Below are 23,497 nucleotides of genomic sequence, written 5' to 3' on the forward strand. Positions count from 1 at the left end.
CCCCGGTTTTCCGGCGGGCCAATGCCTCAGTGGACCTGGTAAATCCCCTGCGGCGGTGCAACCGTGGTCTCGTGGCTGGGACATCGGGCACGGCCGACCTGCCCACCCGTCGGCTGCTGCTCGTCGAGGACGACCGCGAACTGGGGCACATGCTGGTCGACCTGTTCATGGAACAGGGGTACACGGTCGATCTGGCGCTGGAGGGGCAGCGGGGGCTGCATCTGGGGCTGAGCCGTACGTACGACGTGCTGATCGTCGACCGCGGACTGCCCTCGCTCGACGGGATCGACCTGCTGCGGCGGCTGCGGCGGCAGGCCGTCACCGTGCCGGTGCTCGTACTCACCGCCTTCGGCTCGGTCGCCGACCGGGTGGCCGGACTGGACGCGGGCGCCGAAGACTACCTGATCAAGCCGTTCGAGATCGAGGAACTCCTGGCCAGGGTGCGCGCGCTGCATCGCCGCAACCTGGACCAGGCCAGGCTGCTGCCGCTCGGCGCAGGCTGGCTGGACGCCGAGTCCCACATCGTCCGGCTGCCGACCGGTGAGCAGGTGACGCTGTCGGGGCAGGAGTGCCGGCTGCTCAGCGCGCTGGCCACCCGCCCACGGCAGGTGCACACCCGCAGGTCGCTGCGCCAGCGGGTCTTCGACGGGGCGAACACGGAATCGATCGTGGACACGTACGTCTACTACCTGCGCAACAAGCTGGGACCCGGGGTCGTGTGCACCGTGCGAGGTGTGGGCTACCGCCTGGGTGAACTATGAGCCTCACCTCGTCCCACCGCCGCCCGACGGACGGCGACCCGCCCCGGCGGCCCGACCCCGACCGGCGGCTGCTCATCCGCGCCCGGCGGCGGCTGACCGTGCAGGTGGCGGGCGCGATCTCCGTCGTGCTCGCGCTCGTCGGCGTGCTGGTGTTCTGCGCCATGCTGCACTCCCAGAGCGCCTCGGCCCAGCGCGACCTGGCCACGGCCGCGCAACACTCGCCCGTCGCCCACCCGCCCCCCTGCCTGTGGCTGTACGAGCTGCGCCCCGACGGCACCCTCCACGGCTCCCCCGGCGCGCCGGTCTCGCTGCCCGTCCACGGCGCCCTCTACCAGGTGGCGGCCGCCGGCCGGCCGGAGACGAGCCAGGTCACGGTGGCCGGCCGCGACTACCTGGTCCACACCCGGCGGCGCGGTGACACCACGATCCAGGCGGCGCTGGACCTGCGCTACCAGGCCTCGGAACGGCAGCGGCTGCTGCGCACCCTCATCTGGGCCGAGGTCGCCGGGCTGCTGGCCGCGCTGCTGGTCGGCCAGGTCGTCTCCCGCCACGCGATCGCGCCGCTGGGCGAGGCCCTGGCCCGCCAGCGCCGCTTCGCCGCCGACGTCAGCCACGAGCTGCGCGGCCCGCTGACCCGGCTGCACACCCGCGCCCAGCTCCTGTCGCGGCGGCTGCGCGGCGGCACCGACCCGATCCTGCTCATCGACGAGGTGGACCAGCTCGTCACCGGCAGCCGGCAACTGGGCGAGGTCGTCGAGGACCTGCTGCGGTCGGCGCAGCTCAAGCAACTGCGCCGGCCGTTCGGGCCGGTGGACCTGGCCGTGCTCTCCGCCGAGCTGGCCGTGGCCGAGGACGCCAGGGCGGCGGCGCGCGGGGTGAGCATCGAGGTCCGCTGCGACGGCCCCGGCGACCACGTCGTGCGCGGCGTGGAGTCGGCCCTGCGCCGGGTCATCTCGGCGCTGCTCGACAACGCGCTCGGTCACACGAGCGTCGGCGGCCACATCTGGATGACGCTGTCGAGCGGGCCCGGCGAGGTCCGGCTCATCGTGCGCGACGACGGCGACGGGCTGGACCCGCACGACACCGAGCGGCTGTTCGCCCGCTTCGAGGGCGCGGGCTACGGGCTGGGGCTCGCGCTCGTCCGCGAGGTGGTCGACGGCCACAACGGCACGATCACGGCGGACGGCCGGCCGGGCGGCGGCGCGACGTTCACCGTACGCCTGCCCGCCGACCGCACCCCGATGCCGCCCGTGGAGCCCGTGGTCGCCCCGGAACCCGCGTGGGAGAGGTATCAGCGGCCGCTCTCGGGGTAGAGGGAACCGAATGCGCATCCAGGACTGGTTCCTCACCACGGAGGAGCGGGGCAACCCGGCGACCGAACTCGAACCCTGGTCGTCGGGCAACGACGTGCGCCCGCTCGTCCACGGCGCGACGTACTTCGCCGAGCTGAACGCGCGCTTGGAGCGGCTCGGCAAGGACGACCTGCTGCTGTTCGCCGACTGGCGCGGCGACCCCGACGAGCGTCTCACCCCCGACGGCCCCAGCGTGGGGGCCGCGATGTCCGCCGCCGCCGAGCGCGGCGCCCTCGTACGCGGCCTCATCTGGCGTTCCCACCTCGACCTGCTGCGCTTCAGCTCCGCCGAGAACCGCCACCTCGGCGAGGCGATCGAGGCCGCCGGTGGCCAGGCCCTGCTGGACACGCGTACGCGGACGGGCGGCTCGCACCACCAGAAGTTCGTCATCCTGCGCCACGACCGCGAACCGGAGGAGGACGTGGCCTTCGTCGGCGGCATCGACCTGTGCCACAGCCGCCGCGACGACGCCACCCACCTGGGCGACCCGCAGGCCGCCCCCATGCCCGGCGTGTACGGCCCGCGCCCACCCTGGCACGACGTCCAGCTCTCCCTCCACGGCCCCGCCGTGGCGCAGGTCGAAGAGGTCTTCTGCGAGCGCTGGGAGGACCCGGCCCCCGAGACCCGCGCCCCGCTGCGCCGCCTGCGCGACCATTTCGGCCACCTCGACGACGCCCCGCCGCTCCCCCGGCCCGGACCGCCGCCGCCCCGGGCGGGCAACCACCACGTGCAGTTGCTGCGCACCTACCCGGCCATGCGCCGCGGCTACCCCTTCGCCCCCGACGGGGAGCGCAGCATCGCGCGCGCCTACTCCAAGGTCCTGGCCCGCGCGCGCTCGCTGGTCTACCTGGAGGACCAGTACCTGTGGTCCACGGACGTCATCGAGCCCTTCGCCCACGCCCTGGAGCGCGAGCCCGGCCTGCGCATGATCGTCGTCGTGCCCCGCCACCCCGACCAGGACGGCTGGCTGGCCGGCCCCGCCAGCCTGATCGGCCGCGCCGACGCGCTGCGCCGCCTGAGCCAGGCCGGGGGCGACCGGGTGGCCATCTACGACCTGGAGAACCACCAGGGCACCCCCGTCTACGTGCACGCCAAGGTCTGCGTCGTGGACGACGTCTGGGCCTCGGTCGGCTCCGACAACGTCAACCTGCGGTCGTGGACGTACGACTCGGAGCTGAGCTGCGCCGTGCTGGACGAGGAGGAGGACCCCCGGGCGCCGGAGGGCGCGCTGCGCTTCGCCCGCGACCTGCGCCTGACCCTCATGGCCGAGCACCTCGACTGGCCGGCCGACCGGCTCGACGAACTGTGCGACCCGGCCACGGCCTTCCAGGCGTTCGCCCGCTCGGCGGCGGCCCTGGAGACCTGGCACACCTCCGGGCGTACCGGTCCCCGCCCGGAGGGCCGCCTGCGCCCCCACCCCGCACCGCACCTGTCGTACGCGAAGAAGCAGATGGCGCTGCCGCTCTACCGGATCGCCGTGGACCCCGACGGCCGCCCCCGCGACCTACGCCGCTCGGGCGGCTTCTGACCCTCACGCGGGACGCCCGGGGCTCGGTCGGGTTCGGTCGTCAGGGCGACTCGACATAGACGCTGATCTCGATGAGGTTGCGGTCGGGGTCGCGCAGGTAGACGCTGTCGATCTCCCCCAAGGCGCCGGTGCGGCGGACAGGGCCCTCCTCGATGTCCACGCCGTGGCGTACCAGCTCGGCCACGACCTGCTCCAGCGGGACGGCGCTGATCAGGCACAGGTCGGCGCTACCGGGCACGGGGTGCGCGGCTTTCGGCTCGAACTCGTGACCCGCCTCGTGCAGATTGATCTTCGACCGCCCGAACACGAGTGCCCGGCGCCCCTGACCGAAGGTGACCGGCTCCATCCCGAGAACACGACCGTAGAAGTCGACGGTCGCCTCCAGATCGGCGACGGTCAGCACCAGGTGGTCGAGGCGGTCGATACGCATCAAGGGATCCCCTTATCACCGCGATCACGGCAGGCACCCATTGTCCCACCCACCCGAAACCGCGGAGTGTGGTCACCGGAAAGATCAAAAGGGCCACCTCCCATGATGGGAAGTGGCCCTTGACCTTGGTGGGCGATACTGGGATCGAACCAGTGACCTCTTCGGTGTGAACGAAGCGCTCTCCCCCTGAGCTAATCGCCCGCCCTGCCGACTCCTTGCGGTGCCGACGGGGAAAACCATACCGCACTCCGGGACCTGCTGGCGAAATGAATGCCGTTCGCGGGCGGCCACCGGTCCCCCCGGGAGGGCGCGGCGGGCGGGGCGGTCAGAGGGATTCGGGTGAAACGCGGCGGTTGCCCATCGGCAGGCCGGGCACGTGGCATACCATCGTCGTGTCCCGGAAGGCATCGGCCGCGATCTTTGGTGAGAAACGTTCATGGTCGGCGCGGACGGGGAAGGCTCCACCGCACGCAAAACCCTTGTAAATACGACCCGATTGATGCCGTTTAGCCTGGTAGATGCCTAAATGTCCAGCTGTGATGTGCGTTACAGAAGGCCCTAGGAGCGGAATCTTTCCTACAGGTTTCTTCGTTCCGCGTCATAGCTCAGGACGAAGTCCGTCAGAGCAGTGAAAGCCCCGAAGAGGGGACCTACGACGAAAAGGTTTGGCTGACGATGAACAGCACCACCGTCTCCGCCGAGCTTGGCCTTCGGCTAGTGGTCCCCGACCGTACTACCGTCCCCCTGCTCGCCGGACTGAGTTACACAGCCGACGATCCGTACGCCATCCGCATGGCCTTCCACGTAGGGAACGACGAGCCGGTCGAGTGGATCTTTGCTCGCGAACTGCTGACCGTCGGCATCGTGAGGCGTGTCGGCGACGGCGACGTGCAGGTGTGGCCCGCGCGCGCCGACGGCGAACGCACACTGCACATCAGTCTCACGTCGCCGTTCGGGCAGGCGCTCTTCGAAGTACCGCTGGCCCCGCTCACCGAGTTCCTCCACCGCACCTACGAGAAGGTGCCGGCGGGGCGGGAGACCGACTACATGGACCTGGACGCCGAACTGACCAACATGCTCTGGCCGTCCTGACCGTCGACGCACCGAACCGAACAGCATCACCCCTTAGGCCGTCCGGCACTCTTCCTGGAGCAGGAGAGAGGCCGGGCGTGCTCATGTACGGGCCCGTCAGGCCGGCAGCGACTCCAGGATCCGCCGCATGCGGGCGATCTCGATGCTCTGCCCCGAGTACACGTCCTTGGCCAGCATCCGCATCCGCTGGTCACGGCCCCCGGCGAGCTGCTCCCCCGCCATCTTCACCGCGCCCTCGTGGTGCCGGGTCATCAGTTGCAGGAACAGGCGGTCGAAGACACCTCCCTTGGCCGCGCGCAGCGCGTTGAGCTGCTCCTGCGTCGCCATCCCGTAGCCGGCCGCCTGCTCGTGCCCGTGCCCGGCGGGGACCTGGCGGCCCAGTTCGGTCAACCAGCCGGTCATGGCCTTGATCTCCGGGGTCTGGGCGGCCGTGACCGAGCGGGCGACCGCGCGGATGGAGGAGGTGGTCGTGCGCTCGTCCACCAGCGAGGTCATCTCCAGGGCCTGGCGGTGGTGGGGGATCATGCCCTCGGCGAAACGCACGTCAGCGGCCACCGTCGGCGCGGGCGTCTGCCCGACCCGCTCCCCCGGCCTGGCCGTGCGCGCGGCGGCTCCGGGGCTACCCGGCACGATCACGGGCGCATCCGTACCTATGGGGGAGGGCCCCGCTGGGGCCGGAGTCTCCGGGGAACAGGCCGCAACGGCAATTGTCGCCAATACTGTGATGATTACCGCACGCGGCCGCGAACCTGCTGACATAGCTTCCATAGTGAGCTACGAGACAAAGGGGATGCGCGTTGATCTCTGCCAAGTTGCGCGGAGCGTTGTTGTGTACGGTGCTGCTTCTGGCCTCCGCATGTGCCGCGGGGCCGCAGGCGACCGGGGCGCCGACGCCCGCCACCACCACGCAGGAGACCAGCGCTCCAGCCGGCAAACCCGGCACCGTGCGCAACGGTGACGTGATGACGAGCGAGAACGTCAGGCAGGTCGCGAACGTACCGAGAACCGCCCCGCTGAACGGCGACGCCAACATCAACACGGACCTCGCCTTCCAGGGCGACTACGCGTACGTGGGCAACTTCGGCGGCTTCGCGATCTACGACATCAGCCAGCCGGCCAAGCCACAGATCGTCAGCCAGGTCTCCTGCCCGGGCCAGCAGAACGACGTCACCGTGTACGACAACCTGCTGATCCTGTCGATCGACGAACCGCGCGGCGGCGAGGAGTGCGACTCCAGCGACGGCCCGCGCGTCTGGGAGGGCCTGCGGATCTTCGACATCACCGACAAGAAGAGCCCGCGGTACGTCGGCGCCGTCAAGACCGAATGCGGCTCCCACACCCACACGATGGTCCCGAAGGGCGAGAACCTGTACGTGTACGTCTCCTCCCCCGGCCCCGAGCCCGAGTCGGAGACCTGCCCGCCCCCGCACGAGCTCATCCAGATCGTCGAGGTCCCGCTGAAGTCACCGCAGTCGGCGAAGATCGTCGGCAAGCCGGACATCTTCCCGGAGCGGCAGCACTCGGACATGGCCTCCGGCTGCCACGACATCACCGCCTACCCGGAGAAGAAGCTGGCCGCGGCCGCCTGCTTCGGCGACGGCGTGCTGCTCGACATCTCCGACCCGGTCAACCCGAAGGTGCTGCAGCAACTGACCGACACGGAGAACTTCCAGATCTGGCACTCGGCGACGTTCAACAACGACGGCACCAAGGTCGTCTTCAGCGACGAGCTCGGGGGCGGCGGCCAGGCCACCTGCGACCGCAACACCCCGCGCACCAAGGGCGCGAACGCCGTGTACGACCTCGTGAACGGCCAGCTCGAGCGGCGCGGCTACTTCAAGATCGATAGGGAGCAGCAGGAGAACGAGAACTGCGTGGCCCACAACGGATCACTGATCCCGGTGCCGGGCAAGGACATCATGGTGCAGTCGTGGTACCAGGGCGGCGTGTCGATCTGGGACTTCACCGACTCGTCGAACCCGAAGGAGATCGGCTTCTTCGAGCGCGGCCCGCACCCCGAGCCCGCCATCGCCGGCTCCTGGTCGGCCTACTACTACAACGGCTACATCTACTCCAGCGACATCATGGAGGGCCTGGACGTCCTCGAGATCGACGACCCGCTGACCGACCCGGCCAAGCAGGTCAAGATGGACGACTTCAACGTCCAGACCCAGAAGTCCTACTGACGGCCGGCCCTCAGCGGGGCCAGCACTCGGCCGACCGCGCCGCCGCCCCCGCGATGGCGGCGCCGTCGAGCGTCACGGCCTTGGGCCCGATTCCGGCCCAAGGCCATTCCACGGTCAGCAGGAAATCCTCGGCCGGGGGCAAGGGAAAGAGCCACAAGGGCATTTGGTAAAGCGTGTGGACGCCGTCGCCGCGCACTCCTCCGGGAAACCAGGAAAGGCACGGCGGCGCGCAATGGCGGTCGTCGTCGGAGGCGACGTCGCGGCCGTCCGGATAGCGCAGCCGGACGTGGAGGGACGTGCTCTCCTCGCCGGAGAAGGCGGAGTCGAGGCGCAGCGCGAGGCCGCTGGGAGCCGTGGCGTTACGCACCACGACCTCGAGGTGCACCAGGCAGCCGACGTCGTACACCTGGAGCATCGGAAGCAGGACCGCGAGCGCCGGGGTGCGGGCGAGGACCCGCTCCAGGGTGACGATCGCGCCCATTCTTGAAATCGGCGGCGCCGAGACGCCGCCATCCCCACTCATGATTGATTCCATTGGGCTCGGAGGCTATGTGCCGGGAGCGTAACGCCGCTTTTCCCGGACCCTACGGCGAATGCGGAAAATCTAGAGCGAATGTAGGGCCCCGCCGGGGCGGGGCCGCCACGCGTCAGGGGTTCAGGTCGGAGGTGGAGCGCTCGGCGAAGATCCGCATGGCCTTGGTGGTGATGGGGCCGGGGGCGATCGGGAGCTCGGTGTCGTCGACGAGCCTGATCGGCTGGACGTCACGGGTGGTGGAGGTGAGGAACGCCTCCTCGGCGTCGTACAGGGCCCGCAGCGGCACGTCGGCCTCCTCGCCGCCGCACCATTCGAGCACCAGCGCCCGGGTGACGCCGGCCAGGCAGCCGGACTCGAGCGTCGGGGTGAGCAGGCGGCCGTCGCGGACGATGAAGATGTTGGAGCCGGTGCCCTCGCACAGGTTCCCGGCCAGGTTGCCGAAGATCGCCTCGCCGCCGCCGCGGTTCTTGGCGTACAGCAGGGCCTTGGCGTTGTCGCCGTACGAGGTGCTCTTGACGCCGGACAGGGCGCCGCGCTCGTTGCGGGGCCACGGCACGACGGAGACGTTGGCGGTGGCGGGGAACGGCTTCTGCTCGTCCACGATGACGACCGAGGTGGTGCCCTGGTCGCCGCGGTCGGAGCCGAGGGGGCCGGGGCCGCTGGTGTAGGTGACGCGGATGCGGCCGAGCGGCCAGGCGGGCGCGACCTCCAGGATCTTGGCGATGCCGTCGGCGATGGCCTCGACGTCGGGGTCGGGCAGGTCCATGCGCTGGGCGGAGAGCGTGAGCCGGTCGAGGTGCCGGGTCAGCGCGAACGACCTGCCGTCCACGATCTTGATGGTCTCGAAGACGCCGTCGCCCACCATGAGCCCGTGGTCGAACACGGAGACGGTGGCCTGACCGGGGTCGACCAGCTCCCCGTTGACCCAGACAGGGATGTTCATTCAGTTCCTCCTGTGGATGCCAGGGCGATGAGCCTGGCTGCTTTGAGCTCGGTCTCGAGCCATTCGCGCCGGGGATCGCTGCCCCAGGTGATGCCCGCTCCCGTGCCGAAACGGATCTCGCCTGCCGAGATCCAGAATGTTCTGATGCCTACGGCCAGCGCCGCCCTGCCTCGGTCGGCGTCGACCCAGCCCACGGCCCCACAGTACGGGCCGCGAGCTGCGGGTTCGAGCTCATTGATGATGCGCAGAGCCGACGACTTGGGCGCGCCCGTGACAGATCCGGGCGGGAAAGTGGCCGCGAAGAGCTCCGGCCAGCCCGCCCCGGGCGCGAGCCTGGCGCGGACGGTGGAGACGAGGTGGACGAGCCCGGGATGCTCCTCGACCTCGCACAGCGACGGCACCTCCACCGAGCCGACCGCCGCGACCCTGCCCAGGTCGTTGCGGACCAGGTCGACGATCATGACGTTCTCGGCGTGGTCCTTGTCGAGGAGGTCGTCCGCGGTCGCGCCCGTGCCCTTGATCGGCCTGGACTCCACCACGTCGCCCTCACGCGACAGATAGAGCTCCGGCGAGGCCGACACCACGCTCAGCCCCGGCACCTGGATCACGCCCGCGTAAGGGGCGGGATTGCCCGCGGCGAGCCTGGCGGCCAGCGCGAGCGGGTCGGCACCGGGCGGGACGGGCGCGCTCAGGACTCGGCAGAGGTTTGCCTGGTAGACCTCGCCCTGCTCGATGTGGTCCCGGATGACGCGCACGCCGCGCTCGTAGGCGGCCTGGTCGAGGGAGCTGCGCCACTCGCCGGGCCGTGGGCCCCGCCAGGGGGCGGCGGGGGCGGGCAGGGGCGCCTTGCGCACCCGGTCGAACCGGGCGCACGTCACCTTGCCCTCGTAGTCGACGACGACGGCCCACCAGCCCTCGCCGTCGAGCGCGGCGAGGTCGGAGGTCACGTCGCGCAACCCGGTTGCGAGATGGTGACCTAAGTGGGCGAAGCCGTCGTACATACCTCCCATTCTCCCAGCATTTCCACCAGTTCTCGTGCGGCGGGGAGAGGCGTCTCGGGAAGGGCCGCGTACACCCTGCGTGCGGGGGCCATTCCGCGCAGCGGGCGGAGCACCAGATCCCCCGGTACGGCCCGCGCAGCCAGCTCCGGCACCAGTGTCACCCCCAGTCCGGCGGCCACGAATCCGAACTTGCCCGACCATTCCGCCACCCGCAGCCCGCTGCGGGGCGTGAACCCGGCCGCCGCGCACGCCGTCACCAGCAACGTCGGCTGGCCGCGCGGGGCGGCCTCGATCCAGGTCTCCCCGGCCAGGTCGCGCAGGTCCACGTCCGGCTCGGCGGCCAGCCGGTGCCCGGCGGGCAGCGCGACCAGCAGCCGGTCCTCGCGCAGCGGCACGATGCGCGCCACCTCGGCGGGCAGCCCGGCCGGATAGTCGCTGATCACGGCCACGTCGAGCGCGCCCGCGCGCAGCCGGTCGGCCAGCCGGGCGCTGAGCCCCTCGACCAGCCGCAGCTCGACGCGCGGACGCCGCTCGGCGAACCGCTTGAGCGTGCCGGGCACCAGATCGACGTTGGCCGTGGCGAACGCGCCCACCCGCAGCGTGCCGCCCCGCCCGCCGTGGATGGCGGCCAGCTCCTCGCCGGCGCGGTCGAGCCGGTCGAGCACGGCGACGGCGTGCCGGTGCAGCGCCTCACCCGCGGGCGTCAGGCGCACTCCCCTGGCCAACCGCTCGAACAGCGGCCCTCCGGCGGCGCGTTCGAGCGCGGCGACGCGGCGCGAGACCGCCGACTGGGTGTATCCGAGCAGCTCGGCGGCGGCGGTGAACGAGCCGCTCCGCGCGACCTCGTCGAAGAGCCGCAGCGCGCCGGTGTCAAAGGCATTCGTGTCAGGCATGGCTGGTATGCAATCTAGTCGGTGGTGGAATACCTCGCGCCGGGGTTCACTGGGGCGCGTGATCGCATTCCTTGGACAGGGGCGCATGGGCGCCCCGATGGCCCGGCGGCTCGTGACGGCCGGGCACGACGTGACGACGTGGCGGCGCGGCACCGGGGTTCCCGTGGCCGCCGCGGTGGACGGGGCCGAGCTGGTCATCACGATGCTCAGCGATCCGGCGGCGGTGCGGGAGGTGCTGACGGGGGCGCTCCCGGGCCTGCGGCCGGACGCGACGGTGGTGGAGATGTCCACGATCGGGCCCGAGGCGGTGCGGGAGTTGCGCGCGCTGCTGCCGGCGTCGGTGCGGCTGGTGGACGCGCCCGTGCTGGGCAGCGTCGGCCCCGCCGCCGACGGGACGCTGACCGTGCTGGCCGGTGGTGACGTGTCGGGCTGCCGTGAGGTGCTGTCGGTGTTCGGGACGGTCCGGGAGCTCGGGGCGCCGGGCTCGGGCGCGGCCATGAAGATCGCCGTCATGAGCGCGCTCGTGCCCGCCCAGGTGCTGCTGGCCGAGACGTTCGCGTACGGGCGGGCGCACGGCGTGGACCGGGACGCGCTGATCGACGTGCTGTCGGGCACCCCGCTGGGCGGGCTCGCCGAGCGGCTGCGCGTGCCCTCGGCGCAGACCCGCTACTCCCTGGCGCACGCGGCCAAGGACCTGGAGCTGGCCGCGTGGGAGGGCGCCTCGACGGCCACCGCCGCCCGGGCCAGGCTCCAGGAGGCGCGGGCGGCCGGCCTGGGCGACCGCGACCTGTCGGCCATCGCGGAACACACGGACGCGGCCGCGTCGGGCCTGACAGAGCACCCGGACGCGGCCGCATCGGGCCTGGCAGGGCACACAGGCGCGGCCGCGTCGGGCCTCGCGGGGCACGCAGGCGCGGAGGTGGGCGTTCCGCGTGCCGTGCCGCTCAATCCGGTCACGGTGCCCGCCACGAACGGCATGTACTCCCACGCCGTCCGCGCCGGCGACACGCTCTACGTCTCCGGCCAGGCGGCCTTCGACGAGCGGGGCCAGGTGGTCGGCGAGGGCTCCATGACGGCCCAGGCCGAGCACGTCTTCCAGGTCGTCTCGCGCATCCTCGCCGATCAGGGCGCGACGTTCGAGGACGTGGCGTTCATCAGGACGTGCCTGACGGACATGGACGACCGGGTCGAGTACGGCCGGGTACGCAGGAAGTACATCACCGGCACACCCCCGGCCAGCACGACCGTGGAGGTGTCGAGGCTGTTCATGCCGGGGCTGCTGCTCGAGGTGGACCTGATCGTGGCGCTCAGGCCAGGGGGCCGGTGACCGACTCCACGGCCGCGACCACGCCGCCCTCGGCCACCAGGCGCACGGCCGAGTCGATCTCGGGCGCCAGGAAGCGGTCGGGCCCCGGCGCGGGCACGGTCTCGCGCAGCGCCCTGACCACGGCCGCCGTCGCGGGCGCGGGCGTCAGCGGGGCGCGCAGGTCGAGGGCTCGGGCGGCGGTGAGCACCTCGACGGCCAGGACCCTGGTGAGCCCGTCGACGGACCTGCGCAGCTTGCGCGCGGCCGACCAGCCCATGGACACGTGGTCCTCCTGCATGGCCGAGCTGGGGATGGAGTCCACGCTCGCCGGCACGGCCAGGCGCTTGAGCTCGGAGACGATGGCCGCCTGGGTGTACTGAGCGATCATGTGACCGGAGTCGACGCCCGGGTCGTGGGCCAGGAACGCGGGCAGCCCGTGGTTGCGGGCCACGTCCAGGAACCGGTCGGTACGCCGCTCCGACATCGAGGCCAGGTCGGCGGCCACGACGGCGAGGAAGTCCAGCACGTACGCGATGGGCGCCCCGTGGAAGTTGCCGTTGGACTCGACCCGGCCGTCGGCCAGCACGGCCGGGTTGTCCACGGCGCTGGCCAGCTCCCACCCGGCCACGGTGGCGGCGTGGGCGATCGTGTCGCGGGCGGCGCCGGCCACCTGCGGGGCGCAGCGCAGCGAGTAGGCGTCCTGGACGCGGGTGCACGCCTCCGGGTCGCGGTGGCTGGCCATGACGCCCGAGTCGCGCAGGATCCTCGTCATGTTGGCGGCCGAGAGCGCCTGGCCCGGGTGGGGCCGCAGCGCCTGCAGTTCGGGCGCGAAGACGCGGTCGGTGCCCAGCAGCCCCTCGACGCTCATCGAGGCGCTCACGTCGGCGGTCCTGACGAGCCTGGTGAGGTCGTCGATGGCCAGGATGAGCATGCCGAGCATGCCGTCCGTGCCGTTGATCAGCGCCAGGCCCTCCTTGGCGGCCAGCTCGACGGGGTCGATCCTGGCCTGCTTGAGCGCCTCGGCCGCCGGCTGGAGGGCGCCCGACGCGTCGCGGACGACGCCCTCGCCCATCAGCGTGAGCGCCACGTGCGCGAGCGGCGCCAGGTCGCCCGAGCAGCCGAGGCTGCCGTATTCGTGCACGATCGGGGTGATCCCCGCGCTGAGCAGGGCGGCCAGGGTCTTGGCCGTGGTCGGCCTGATGCCGGTGTGCCCGGTGGCGAGGGTGTGCAGGCGCAGCAGCATGAGCGCGCGCACCACCTCGGTCTCGACCTCGGGCCCGCTGCCGGCCGCGTGCGAGCGCACCAGGGAGCGCTGGAGCTGGGCGCGCAGCGCCGGGTCGATGTGCCGGGTGGCGAGGGCTCCGAACCCCGTCGAGATGCCGTACGCGGGCGTGGGGCTCTCGGCCAGCTCGTCGACCCGCTGGCGGGCCGCCGCGATGGCGGCGATGGCGTCGTCGGTGAGCTGGACGGGGGCTCCGTGGCGGGCCACCCTGATGACGTCGTCGAAGGTCAGGGGTTCCGGGCCGACGTTCACGACTCCGTTGTCGCGCATGATGGGTCTCTCTCGCTTAGGTAACCGGCGTACCCGATGTTAGCTCCTTACCGGGGAACAACGCCGCCAGCCCCTCCCTGCCCTCGTCCGTCAGGATCACCGCCCTGGGCACGGTGCCCCGGCGGTACCAGCCCCGCTCGAAGAGCACCTCCGTGACCGCCGCCCCCAGGGCCCCGCCGAGATGGGACCTGCGCTCGGTCCAGTCGAGGCACTCCGGAGCGAAGCGCCGCCTGGACCTTCGCGCGCCGGCGATGTCCACGCCCAGGCCCGACAGCAGCCGCTCCCCCTCGCCGGTCAGGTCGTGCCCGTCGTAGTAGCCGCCTTCCCGCAGCCGGTCGAGCAGCCCGACCCCGGCCCGACCCGCGAGGTGGTCGTAGCAGGTGCGGGCCTCCTCCAGTTGCCTGGCCTGCCTGGACTGGCGCAGTGAGCGCACCGGCGGGCGGGCGCTGATCCTGGCCAGCACTTCGAGCACCTCGGCCACCTCGTGCCCGGCCAGGCGGTAGTAGCGGTGGCGGCCCTGGCGTACGACGTCCACGAGACGGCCGTCGAGCAGCCTGGCCAGGTGGGCGCTCGCGGTGGCGGCGCTCACCCCGGCGACCCTGGCCAGCTCTCCCGCCGCCAGCGCGCGCCCGTCGAGCAGCGCCGTCAGCATCGCCGCCCGCGTGGGGTCGGCGATGAGCGCGGCGACCGGCGAGATGTCGGCGTCTCTGGCGATGTACTCCATGTCTTCGACGGTAGTACGCCGATATTTCGCCCGGCGTCGAAGGGTCACGGAGGACGGATGGTCAGTGCCTGCCCAGTGCCTTCCTGATCAGCTCCCTGGCCCGGTCCGCCACCGCCAGGGGCGTGGCCAGCAGGAGGTTCGCCGCCGCCGACTCGGTGCCGGGATGCGGGCGCGTGGGCGCCAGCGACTCGGCCACCCGCACCGCCGCGGCCATGGCCCGCCGCTCCGCCTCGGAGGTGCGCTCCCGCAGCCGGGCGAACTCGTCACGCTCCTCGCTGTGCGCGTGCTCCATGACCGCGGTACGCAGCTCGGCCAGCCCCTCCCAGAACCGCGCGTCGTCCACCCCGGCCCGGTGCAGGTCGAGCAGGAGGCGCTTGGCCCGGTTCTCCTCGGTCAGCCGGTCGGCCACCACGCCCGGGCCGTTGTCGAGCTTCCTGCGCGCGTACGGGTGGACGATCTCCTCCTCGGCGGTCTCGTGCACGCAGAGCATGCGCGTCAACCGGCCGAACGCCTCCTCGACCTTGTCCGGCGGCGCCTGCTCCACCTCGTCGAACAGGTCCCTGATCTGACCGTGCTGGGCCGTCAGGAGCTCGATGACATCATGTTCAGCCACGTCGGCGCCCCTACCCCGCCCCCGGCCCGGCACGCGCCCCCTTACCCGACGCTGGCCTTGCGCGGACCGAACCCGGAGGTCGGCCCCGGGCGGATCGGGGCCACAGCCGGGTCCACCGCCGGGTCCCATGGCCGGGTCGTTGACGGCGCGTCGCTAGAGTCGGGTTCCATGACCGCAGTCGCCCTCGTCACCGGTGCCTCGCGCGGCCTCGGGGCCGTCATCGCCCGCAGGCTCGCCGCCGACGGCCTGGCCGTGGCCGTCAACTACTACTCCGACGCCGCAGGGGCCGAACGCGTGGTGGACGACATCCGCGCCGCCGGCGGCACCGCGGAGGCGTTCAGCGCCGACGTCACCGACGAGGCTGACGTGGCGGGCCTGGACGCCGCCGTGGCCACGCGGCTGGGCCCGGTGCGCGTCCTGGTGGCCAACGCGACGGGCGAGCAGCCGTCCATCCGGTTCGAGGACCTCACCTGGGAGGCGCACCTCGACCAGCTCGTGTTCTTCGTCAAGAGCCCGACGCTGCTGGTGCAGGCGGTGCTGCCGGGCATGAAGGAACTGGGCGGCGGGCGCGTCATCCAGATCGGCTCCGACATCGTCGACCGCAGGCTGCCCGGCATGTCCGCCTACATCGCCGCCAAGGGCGCCCAGCACGCGATCACCGACGTGTGGGCCAGGGAGCTGGGCCCGTACGGCGTCACGGTGAACGTGGTCGCGCCCGGCTGGATCCCGGTGGAGCGGCACGCGGGCCTGGACGTGAGCGGCTACCGGGCGGAGGTGCCGCTGGGCCGGATCGGCACGCCGGACGACGTGGCGGCGGCGGTGTCGTACCTGGCCTCGGACGGCGCGGCCTTCGTCACGGGGCAGCGCATCACCGTCAACGGCGGCCACACCTGACCTGGGCGGGCGTATTCCAGTTTGGGGACTCGGCCAGGATTCGCTAGAGTTCTCTCGTCGCCCGGCACAAAAGGGCGCACGCGGAAGTGGCTCAGTGGTAGAGCATCACCTTGCCAAGGTGAGGGTCGCGGGTTCGAATCCCGTCTTCCGCTCGGAGCTTCCGGCTCGGTGGCGTGGCCGAGAGGCGAGGCAGCGGCCTGCAAAGCCGTCCACACGGGTTCAAATCCCGTCGCCACCTCCGCAAAGGACGATTAGCTCAGCGGGAGAGCGCTTCCCTGACACGGAAGAGGTCACTGGTTCAATCCCAGTATCGTCCACCATATTTTTCTCCGGTCCGGCCGATTATGGCCTTATCGGGCCTCCCTATCGCCGCCTTCGCGCGGCTCCGGCCCCTCGTGAACACCGCCGGGCGCTCACCTGCGGGTCACTTCCCGCTCACCGCACTGCTGGGCGCGGCCTCCGACAGGGCAGATGAGTGACGTGGCGAAGACGACGCGTACCTTCCTGCTCGTGGCCGCGGGCTCCGCGCTCGGCCTGTCCGGCCTGTGCGCGCTGCCCCCGGTGAGCGGGTTCCTGCTCGGCCGCGCGCTCGCCGCGGCGCTGGTCTTCCCCGGTCTCGGCGCAGGCCAGGGGCAGGCGGCCGGCACGGCGGTGACGCTGGCCGGGTTCTCCGTGGTGGTGACCGGCGGGGCGTACGCCGTGTTCCGGTGGTCGGGGTTCGGGCCGTCGCGGGTCGGGGTGCTGGTCTGCTGGGGGCTGGCGGGCGGGCCCGCCGGCGTGCTGGCCGTGCTGGCGTGGGCGCGGCTGCGGGGCGTGCCGTTCGCCGACCACGCCCGGGACGCCGCCTCCTGGGGCATGTCCACCGCCCTGCTCTCCGCGCTGATCGCGCTGGCCGTCACCCGGGCGGCCCCGGCCGCCGGGCGCAGGCGGAAGCGGGCGTTCCACCCCCGCGCCTGGGTGCTGCCGTGCCTGGTGGCCGGGTGGGCGGTGGTGTGGAGCGTGTTCCTGCGCGAGCACGCGCTGGTGGCCTGGCTGCCGCTGTCGTTCAACTACTTCGATCAGGTGGCCGTGGTGCTCGCCACGGTCGCGGCCACCTCGCTGGAAGGGCTGCTGCGCGGGCGGCTGCCCGTCGAGGGGCGTCCGGGGCGGGCGTTCGTGCTGGCCTGGATCTCGCTGTCGGTGGCCCCCGTCGTGTACGCGGCCGTCGTGGCCATCGACCGGGGCATGCGGGAGCCGCTGCTGGCCGAGCCGCTGAACCCGGCCTGGGCCGCCGAATACCTCACCGACGCCGGGGACGCGCTGGTGGCCGCGCCCGCGCAGGTCGCCGTGCCGCCGCTGCTGCTCGCGCTGGCCGGCACCGCCGTGCAGCAGGTGCTGCCCCGGCGCGAACCGTCGCCCGGCGCGCCCGATCCGGTGCGGGTCGATCGGCGGTGGAGCCTGCTGGTGGCGGGGGCCGCGCTCGCGCTGACGTACTTCTGCCTGGCGGTCACCTCGCGCTTTCCCGTGCTGACCCGGCGGGTCTTCGACGAGGAGACGCCCGCGATGCTCCGCGCGCTCGCGATGCTGGCGCCGCCGGATCCGCTGCTGGGCCGCGGCGCGGTGATCTCGTCGTGGGCGACGGCGGCGGTGTTCGCGGTGGCGGCGGCCCTCCTCGTGTACGTCACGGTGCGCGGGCAGCTCGTCAGGGTCTTCCCCGCGACGTCGTACGTGGTGCTGACCGGCGCGGTCGCGCTGGCCGCCGTGCTGGCCGGGAGCCTGGGCGGCGCGATCGGCCACGCGGTCACCCGGGAGCGGCCCCCGGAGATCCCGGCCGCCGTCGACCCCGCCGCCGAGGCGGCCGTGTTCACCGCGTTCGCCGCGCCGGTGTTCGCGGCGGTGCTGTTCATCGTGCACTCGCAGATCGGGGTGACCCGGTTCGCGCGCATCGTGGAGCTCGAGAAGGAGCAGACGTGGGAGAAGCTGGTCGAGCGGTACCGGGCCTGGAAGGAGGGCGTGCGCGAGCACGTGCCGGGGCGGCGGGAGCGCGGGCTGCTCGCGGCGCGGGCGGCCGGGGGCGCGCTGGCCGTGGCCGTGATCGCGGGGACGCTGCGGGCGTTCGGCCTCTGGAGCGGCGATGAGCTCCTGGCCGTGCCCGCCCTGTCCTTCGCGCCGCCGTGGCGGGACGCCCTGGCGGGCGCGCTCTACCTCGCGCTGCTGGCGGCGCTGGTCTACGTGGGCCTGATGAGGGTGAACCTGCGCGAGCGCCGCCTGGCCTCATGGACGGCCGTGTGGGGGGCGTCGGTGCTGGCGGGCGGGGTGGCGGGCGGGGTGGCGGGCGTGCTGGCGGGCGGGGCCGGGGGGTTACCGGGGGCGGTGGGGCTGCGGATGGGGCTGGTCGCGGGGGTGTTCGCGGTGGCGGGGGTCGCCGTGACGGTGCGCGGGCGGGCGCTGGTGGCGGGCGCCGTCGCGCTGGTCCTCGTGGGCGCGGCCCCCGTGCTGCGGGGAGCCCCGGAGCCCGTCGTGATCGGTTCCGGCTTCTGGCGGGGCGCGCAGCGGGGGCTCACGGTCGACGTCGCCTATCCGCGGGTCGCGGGTGGGGAGGCGGTCCGGATCAACGCGGCGCTGGCCGCGCCCCTGCGGGAGCACGTCGCGGACGCGCTGCGCGAACACCGGCGGGAGCCGGGCTCCCCGGCCGGCGGGCAGCCGGGGGTGGTGACGGGGACGTACGAGGTGCTGCGCAACGACACCGAGGTGATCTCGGTCCGCTACGTGCTGACGGGCGAGACCGGCGGCGCGGTCACCTACGACCGGCGCGCGGCCAGGACGCTCACCGTCCGCGACCTGTTCGCCCCCGCCGCCTTCACGCCCGCGGGACGGCGGCGCCTGGCCGGAGCGCTGCGGCCCCTCATGCCGCAGGGCCAGATCCCGAGGACGGTCACCGCCGACAGCGACCGCCTGCTGGTCAACCTCGTCCCGGGCGGCATGGAGTTCGCCTTCGGCCGCGACTACTTCTGTGTCCCGTGCGCCCCGTTCACCGTGCGGGTGCCGGCCGGACGGCTGCCGGATGATCTGGTCATGAGGCCGTCTTAGAGCGACGATCAGCTCATGGACACTCAGGAGATCGCCGACCGATTAGAGATCACCGCGCTGCTGGCCCGCTACACCCACGCTATCGACTCCAGCCGGTGGGACCTGCTCGACGAGGTGTTCAGCCCGGACGCCGTCATCGACTACACCTCCTCCGGCGGCATCAGGGGCACCAGGGACGACGTCAAGGAGTGGCTGGCCGAGGTGCTGGCACACTGGCCGGCCCGGCTGCACCTGGTCGGCGCCGCGCACATCGACTTCCTGGACGACGAGGCCCGGGTGAGCGCGCCGTTCACCGACACGCTCGCCCCGACGCGGGAGATGGTCGCCGCCGGCACCGAGGGCTTCCTGCACGGCGGCGGCTGGTACCACCACCGCGTGCGCCGCACCCCGGACGGCTGGCGCAGCATCGAGCTGGTGGAGGAGCAGAGCTGGCGCACCGCCCGATGATTCTGGTAATTCGGTTCCGAATCGTTCCCGTTTGATGTGGAATTGAGAGGGACGACGGATGGGAGCCGTCTCCCGAGGATTTCCCACCCGTGCGTTCATCGGCCAGGGGAGCGGAGACGAGGGCCCGCTACCTCATGGGTGTTCACGCGTAATCGACGCGATGTCACACGGGGGTAGGGCCAGTGATTGAAGCGCTGGAATGGGCTCTTCTGGATGGAGAGCATGCGCTGCTCGTCAAGGGGGACATGAGGCGAGCACGCGAACGGTTCGACGTCGCCTATCGCGAGGCCGCGCAGCGGGGCGACGGGCACGCGATGGCCCGGGCCGCGCTCGGCCTGGGCGGGATGTGGGTGCACGAGCACCGGACGGCGGCGGACGCCGCGATGGTACGGGTACGCCAGCGCGAGGCGCTCTCGCTGGTCGATCCGGGCTCGTCGCTGGCCCTGCGGCTGCGGATCAGGCTGGCGGCGGAGGACGACTACCGCAGCGGCGGCCAGGACGCGATCCTGGCGCTGGTGCCGGAGGCCAGGGCCGCCGACGATCCGGTGGCGCTGGCCGAGGCCCTGAGCCTGGCCCACCACTGCGTGCTCGGTCCCGGGGACGGGGGGCGGCGGCTGGAGCTGGCCAGGGAGCTGATCGGGGTGGCCTCCCGTACGGGCCGCCGCACCGACCTGCTCATGGGCCTGCTCTGGTACGCGGTGGACCTGCTCCTTCAGGCCGACCCGCACGCCGAGCGGGCCCTGGCCGAGCTGCGCACCGCGCTGGACGGCGAGGAGCACCAGGCGATCGGGTTCGTGCTCGGCGCGATCGAGGTCATGCTGAGCATCCGCGGCGGCCGGTTCGCCCAGTCCGAGGAGCGGGCCGCCGCCTGCTACGAGCTGGGCGTGGCGGCCGGCGACCACGACGCGACCGGCTGGTACGGCTGCCAGCTCGCCGCCGTCCGCTGGTACCAGGGCCGGATCGGCGAACTCGTCCCCCTGCTGACCGACCTGCTGACCTCGCCCATGCTCAGCGCGGTCGACGACTCCCCCTACGCGGGCCTGGCGCTGGCCGCCGCCGCGGCGGGCGACCGGCGGCTGGCCGAGAGCATGCTGGCCCGGCTGCGCGGCAGCGTCCTGGCCGACCTGCCGCGCACGAGCACGTGGCTGCTGTCCATGTACGCCATCGTGGAGGCCGCCGACCTGCTGGCCGACGACGAGCTGGCGGCCAGGGCGGCGGCGCTGCTGGCCCCGTACGCGCGGTTGCCCGTCGTCACCAGCCCCGGCATCGCCTGCTTCGGCTCCGCCCACCACAGCCTGGGCGTGGCCGCGATCACCACGGGCGATCTCGACCAGGCCATCGACCACCTGCGCACGGCCGTCCACGACAACCTGGCGCTGGGTCACTGGCCCGCCGTCGCCCTGTCGCGCTCGCGTCTGGGGCAGGCGCTGGCGCTGCGCGACGGGCCCAGGGACGAGGACGCCCGCAGGCAGCTCGAACAGGCCGCGCAGGAGGCCAAGGCGCTGGACATGACGCTGCCCCGCTACGTCGCCGTCAGCGTGACCTGCCGCCCCTCGGGGGCGCAGTGGCGGGTGGAGCTGGGCCCGCGCTCGGTGCTGGTCGACCACTCCGTGGGCATGCTGCACCTGGCGGCGCTGCTGGGCAACCCGGGCCGGGAGATCCCGGCCGCCGACCTGGCCGCGGGCTCGACCGAGCCGGGGCAGGTGCCCGTGTCGGCGCAGCCGGTGCTGGACGGGCCGGCCGGGCGGGCGTACAAGAACCGGCTGGCGCAGCTCGACGCCGAGATCGAGGAGCTGGAGTCCGGCGGCCGGCGACAGGAGGCGCAGTCGCGGCGGACCGAGCGTGACTGGCTGGTCGCCGAGCTGGCCTCGGCGACCGGGCTGGGCGGGCGGCCGCGCAGCTTCACCGGCAGCGAGGAGCGTGCCAGGACGGCCGTCGGCAAGGCGATCCGGCGGGCCGTGGATCGCGTCGCGATAGCCGATCCCGTCATCGGCGAGGAGTTGCGCGCCACCGTGCGGACCGGCGTGCGGTGCTCGTACAACCCCGGCTGACCTGCGGTGATGTCAGCGGGTACAGACTTAATACGTTTGTGGTGAAACCGCCACGGGCAGCGCCAGAACGGGCAGTGTCCCCCTGCCCGTCCCGGTCGAAAGGCTGTGCGGCCATGGCATTCGCATGGGCTCCTCTCGGTCATGACATAGCGGTCGATCTCGGCACCGCCAACACGCTCGTGTACGTCCGCAGGAAGGGCATCGTGCTGAACGAGCCCTCGGTCATCGCGATCAACCTGCACAAGAACACCGTCGTCGCCGTCGGCAAGGCGGCCAAGCGCATGATGGGCCGCACTCCCCCGCACATCGCCACGATCAGGCCGCTCAAGGACGGCGTGATCGCGGATCTGGACGCGGCCGAGCGCATGCTGCGCATGTTCATCCAGAGGGCGCACCCGAGCCGGTTCCTGGCCAAGCCGCGCATCGTCGTGGCGGTCCCGAGTGGCACCACCTCGATCGAGCAGCGGGCGGTCAAGGAGGCCGCGTACGAGGCGGGCGCGCGCCGGGTGCACATCATCGAGGAGCCGATGGCGGCGGCGATCGGCGCCGGTCTGAAGGTCGGCGAGGCCACCGGGAACATGGTCGTGGACATCGGCGGCGGCACCACGGAGGTGGCCATCGTGTCGATGAGCGGCGTCGTGGTGGCCAGGTCGCTGCGGGTCGGCGGTGACGAGCTGGACGAGGCGATCATCACCCACACCAAGAAGGAGCACGCGCTGCTGCTCGGCGAGCGTACCGCCGAGCGGTTGAAGATCGATCTGGGCATGGTGCGGCCCGCGCCCGTGTCCGCCCGCGACGCCGACCCCGTGCCGAAGGGCCGGCACCGGGTCGGCCTGCCCGTCGCGCCGGACGGGGAGGGCCCGGTCGTGATGCAGGAGGAGCCCCTGGAGGCGCCGCCCGCCCCGCGCGGCTGGAACCCGTTCAGGTCGAGGCAGAAGCCGGAGAGCGCGACGCCGGCCATCACGCCGCGCACGCTCGACCTCGCGAGCTCCGCCCCCGTACGCGGCCGCGACCTCGTCAGCGGGCTGCCCAAGACCGCGACGGTCACCGCCGAGCACATCAGCGAGGCCATCGAGGACCAGGTCCAGGCCATCATCGACGCGGTGCAGAGCACGCTGGACCAGTGCCCGGCCGAGCTGGCCGGCGACCTGCTGGACAACGGCATCGTGCTGACCGGCGGCGGCGCCCTGTTACGGGGCCTGGCCGAGCGCATGGGCGAGGCCACCGGCATGCCGATCAGGATGGTGGACAAGCCGCTGTACTCGGTGGCGCTGGGCGCGGGCCGCTGCGTCGAGCGCTTCCAGGCGATGCGCGACGTGCTGCTGCCCGATTGGTCGCGGCGGTGAGGCGGGCGTTCGTCCTGCTCGTGCTCGCCACCGGTGTCCTGCTCGTCGTGACCGACCGCCTGGTCACGCCGCTGGACCCGCTGCGGGCGGCGGGCTCGACGGTGTACGGCACGGTCCAGAACGCGGTCGGCGCGGTGACCAAGTCGTTCGGCGGCGCGGGGCGGCTGGCGGAGCTGGAGGAGGAGAACGCCAGGCTGCGGGCCGACCTGACGGCCTCGGGGACCCGGGCGGCCGGCGGGCTCTCCGCGGGCCCGGGGGCCTCGGCCGGGCTCTCCGCGGCGGCGGGACGGCACCGGGGCGTGGCCGCGCACGTGGTGGGGTTCGGCCGGGACCGGAGCGTCACCATCGACGCCGGCTCCGTCTCCGGCGTCCTGCGCGACGTCACCGTGCTGAACGCCGACGGCCTGGTCGGCAAGGTCTCCTGGGCAGGCCCCGCGACGGCCTCGGTGACGCTGATCACCGACGCGGCCTCCTCCGTGGGCGCGCGCATGGCGGGCTCGGGCGAGCTCGGCGTGGTCACGGGGCTGCCGCGGGAGGGGATGCTGCGGCTCAGCCTGTTCGATCCGCACGCGCCGCTGACGGCCGGGGACCGGGTGGTGACGCTCGGGTCCGCGGGCGGGCGGCCGTACGTGGCCGGGGTGCCCATCGGCACGGTCACCGCGATCGAGGAGGTGCCGGGCGCGACCGCGCGCTCGGCGCTCGTGCGCCCCGCCGCCCGGCTCTCCGCGCTCGACCTCGTCGCGGTGCTCGTGCCGCCACCGGGGAGGTGAGGCC

Annotated in this window: 21 protein-coding genes and 4 tRNA genes; 15 read left to right on the forward strand and 10 right to left on the reverse strand. The window is 72.8% G+C overall.

Translation table 11 applies throughout. The features are described 5' to 3' along the window. Positions 1 to 71: 71 nt before the first annotated feature. From AB0I15_RS34310 to AB0I15_RS34320, 3 genes are read left to right on the forward strand one after another with little or no spacing between them, the layout of a single operon-like run. Entirely contained in the window at positions 72 to 761 is a 690-nt protein-coding gene (locus tag AB0I15_RS34310; RefSeq protein WP_358104683.1) for a response regulator transcription factor, read from the forward strand. Continuing rightward, positions 758 to 2,074 carry a HAMP domain-containing sensor histidine kinase gene (locus AB0I15_RS34315; protein WP_358104686.1) on the forward strand — a complete coding sequence of 439 codons (1,317 nt, stop codon included), beginning with the start codon at positions 758 to 760 and terminating at the stop codon, positions 2,072 to 2,074. The genes AB0I15_RS34310 and AB0I15_RS34315 overlap by 4 nt, the downstream gene beginning before the upstream one ends. Positions 2,075 to 2,084: 10 nt before the next feature. Continuing rightward, positions 2,085 to 3,641 carry a phospholipase D-like domain-containing protein gene (locus AB0I15_RS34320; protein WP_358104688.1) on the forward strand — a complete coding sequence of 519 codons (1,557 nt, stop codon included), beginning with the start codon at positions 2,085 to 2,087 and terminating at the stop codon, positions 3,639 to 3,641. Positions 3,642 to 3,681: 40 nt separating this feature from the next. On the opposite strand, the gene AB0I15_RS34325 is transcribed toward AB0I15_RS34320, so the two are convergent. Together AB0I15_RS34325 and AB0I15_RS34330 are read right to left on the reverse strand one after the other, a co-directional pair. Continuing rightward, a complete protein-coding gene (locus AB0I15_RS34325; protein WP_358104691.1) occupies positions 3,682 to 4,071 on the reverse strand; it encodes a VOC family protein in 390 nt (129 codons plus the stop codon). Between the two features lie 126 nt (positions 4,072 to 4,197). Beyond that, positions 4,198 to 4,272: transfer RNA gene (locus tag AB0I15_RS34330), tRNA-Val, on the reverse strand. 474 nt (positions 4,273 to 4,746) lie between these two features. On the opposite strand from AB0I15_RS34330, the gene AB0I15_RS34335 reads away from it, so the two are divergent. Next, positions 4,747 to 5,163, forward strand: coding sequence for an SsgA family sporulation/cell division regulator (locus AB0I15_RS34335; protein ID WP_103958541.1), 417 nt, complete (start codon positions 4,747 to 4,749; stop codon positions 5,161 to 5,163). Between the two features lie 96 nt (positions 5,164 to 5,259). On the opposite strand, the gene AB0I15_RS34340 is transcribed toward AB0I15_RS34335, so the two are convergent. Then, entirely contained in the window at positions 5,260 to 5,799 is a 540-nt protein-coding gene (locus tag AB0I15_RS34340; protein ID WP_358104694.1) for a DUF305 domain-containing protein, read from the reverse strand. A gap of 161 nt (positions 5,800 to 5,960) precedes the next feature. Here AB0I15_RS34340 and AB0I15_RS34345 point away from each other — a divergent pair, with 161 nt between their 5' ends. Next, positions 5,961 to 7,349 (forward strand): hypothetical protein, encoded by a 1,389-nt coding sequence (locus AB0I15_RS34345; RefSeq protein ID WP_358104697.1) that lies wholly within the window; start codon positions 5,961 to 5,963, stop codon positions 7,347 to 7,349. Positions 7,350 to 7,359: 10 nt separating this feature from the next. Here AB0I15_RS34345 and AB0I15_RS34350 read toward each other — a convergent pair whose 3' ends face one another. The 4 genes from AB0I15_RS34350 to AB0I15_RS34365 form a co-directional block, all read right to left on the reverse strand. Beyond that, the gene (locus tag AB0I15_RS34350; RefSeq protein ID WP_358104700.1) at positions 7,360 to 7,872 is read right to left on the reverse strand and encodes a hypothetical protein; all 513 of its coding nucleotides are present in this window, start codon (positions 7,870 to 7,872) and stop codon (positions 7,360 to 7,362) included. A 124-nt stretch (positions 7,873 to 7,996) separates the two neighbouring features. Beyond that, positions 7,997 to 8,827, reverse strand: a complete 831-nt coding sequence (locus AB0I15_RS34355) for an aminotransferase class IV (RefSeq protein ID WP_358104703.1) — start codon at positions 8,825 to 8,827, stop codon at positions 7,997 to 7,999. Next, positions 8,824 to 9,828, reverse strand: coding sequence for a chorismate-binding protein (locus AB0I15_RS34360; RefSeq protein ID WP_358104706.1), 1,005 nt, complete (start codon positions 9,826 to 9,828; stop codon positions 8,824 to 8,826). Before AB0I15_RS34360 ends, AB0I15_RS34355 begins: the two co-directional genes overlap by 4 nt. Further along, complete coding sequence (locus tag AB0I15_RS34365) at positions 9,804 to 10,721, reverse strand: LysR family transcriptional regulator (RefSeq protein ID WP_358104709.1); 918 nt, start codon at positions 10,719 to 10,721, stop codon at positions 9,804 to 9,806. The genes AB0I15_RS34360 and AB0I15_RS34365 overlap by 25 nt, the downstream gene beginning before the upstream one ends. A 58-nt stretch (positions 10,722 to 10,779) precedes the next feature. Here AB0I15_RS34365 and AB0I15_RS34370 point away from each other — a divergent pair, with 58 nt between their 5' ends. Further along, a complete protein-coding gene (locus AB0I15_RS34370) occupies positions 10,780 to 12,048 on the forward strand; it encodes an NAD(P)-binding domain-containing protein (RefSeq protein WP_358104712.1) in 1,269 nt (422 codons plus the stop codon). Here the strand turns inward: AB0I15_RS34370 and hutH are convergent. The 3 genes from hutH to AB0I15_RS34385 form a co-directional block, all read right to left on the reverse strand. Beyond that, on the reverse strand, positions 12,029 to 13,579 hold the full coding sequence (gene hutH / locus AB0I15_RS34375) for a histidine ammonia-lyase (protein ID WP_358104715.1): 1,551 nt from the start codon (positions 13,577 to 13,579) through the stop codon (positions 12,029 to 12,031). The two genes, AB0I15_RS34370 and hutH, sit on opposite strands and share 20 nt — an antisense overlap. A 16-nt stretch (positions 13,580 to 13,595) precedes the next feature. Beyond that, positions 13,596 to 14,303 carry a metalloregulator ArsR/SmtB family transcription factor gene (locus AB0I15_RS34380; RefSeq protein ID WP_358104718.1) on the reverse strand — a complete coding sequence of 236 codons (708 nt, stop codon included), beginning with the start codon at positions 14,301 to 14,303 and terminating at the stop codon, positions 13,596 to 13,598. A gap of 61 nt (positions 14,304 to 14,364) precedes the next feature. Then, positions 14,365 to 14,916 (reverse strand): hemerythrin domain-containing protein, encoded by a 552-nt coding sequence (locus AB0I15_RS34385; protein ID WP_358104721.1) that lies wholly within the window; start codon positions 14,914 to 14,916, stop codon positions 14,365 to 14,367. A 168-nt stretch (positions 14,917 to 15,084) separates the two neighbouring features. Between AB0I15_RS34385 and AB0I15_RS34390 the strand changes: the two genes are divergently transcribed. The 9 genes from AB0I15_RS34390 to mreC all read left to right on the forward strand — a co-directional run bounded on the left by AB0I15_RS34390 (position 15,085) and on the right by mreC (position 23,493). After that, complete coding sequence (locus AB0I15_RS34390) at positions 15,085 to 15,810, forward strand: SDR family oxidoreductase (protein ID WP_358104724.1); 726 nt, start codon at positions 15,085 to 15,087, stop codon at positions 15,808 to 15,810. Between the two features lie 80 nt (positions 15,811 to 15,890). Then, positions 15,891 to 15,962 (forward strand) — tRNA-Gly (locus tag AB0I15_RS34395). 15 nt (positions 15,963 to 15,977) lie between these two features. Further along, positions 15,978 to 16,048 (forward strand) — tRNA-Cys (locus AB0I15_RS34400). Between the two features lie 7 nt (positions 16,049 to 16,055). Next, positions 16,056 to 16,130 (forward strand) — tRNA-Val (locus AB0I15_RS34405). Positions 16,131 to 16,281: 151 nt separating this feature from the next. Next, positions 16,282 to 18,879, forward strand: coding sequence for a hypothetical protein (locus AB0I15_RS34410; RefSeq protein WP_358104727.1), 2,598 nt, complete (start codon positions 16,282 to 16,284; stop codon positions 18,877 to 18,879). A gap of 15 nt (positions 18,880 to 18,894) precedes the next feature. Then, entirely contained in the window at positions 18,895 to 19,326 is a 432-nt protein-coding gene (locus AB0I15_RS34415; RefSeq protein WP_358104730.1) for a nuclear transport factor 2 family protein, read from the forward strand. Positions 19,327 to 19,571: 245 nt separating this feature from the next. Next, positions 19,572 to 21,377, forward strand: coding sequence for a hypothetical protein (locus tag AB0I15_RS34420; RefSeq protein ID WP_358104733.1), 1,806 nt, complete (start codon positions 19,572 to 19,574; stop codon positions 21,375 to 21,377). Positions 21,378 to 21,490: 113 nt separating this feature from the next. Continuing rightward, positions 21,491 to 22,723 carry a rod shape-determining protein gene (locus tag AB0I15_RS34425; protein WP_358104735.1) on the forward strand — a complete coding sequence of 411 codons (1,233 nt, stop codon included), beginning with the start codon at positions 21,491 to 21,493 and terminating at the stop codon, positions 22,721 to 22,723. After that, positions 22,720 to 23,493, forward strand: coding sequence for a rod shape-determining protein MreC (mreC, locus tag AB0I15_RS34430; RefSeq protein ID WP_358104738.1), 774 nt, complete (start codon positions 22,720 to 22,722; stop codon positions 23,491 to 23,493). Before AB0I15_RS34425 ends, mreC begins: the two co-directional genes overlap by 4 nt. Positions 23,494 to 23,497: the final 4 nt, after the last annotated feature.

It is taken from the genome of Nonomuraea sp. NPDC050643 (genome assembly GCF_040654715.1).
GTDB lineage: Bacteria > Actinomycetota > Actinomycetes > Streptosporangiales > Streptosporangiaceae > Nonomuraea.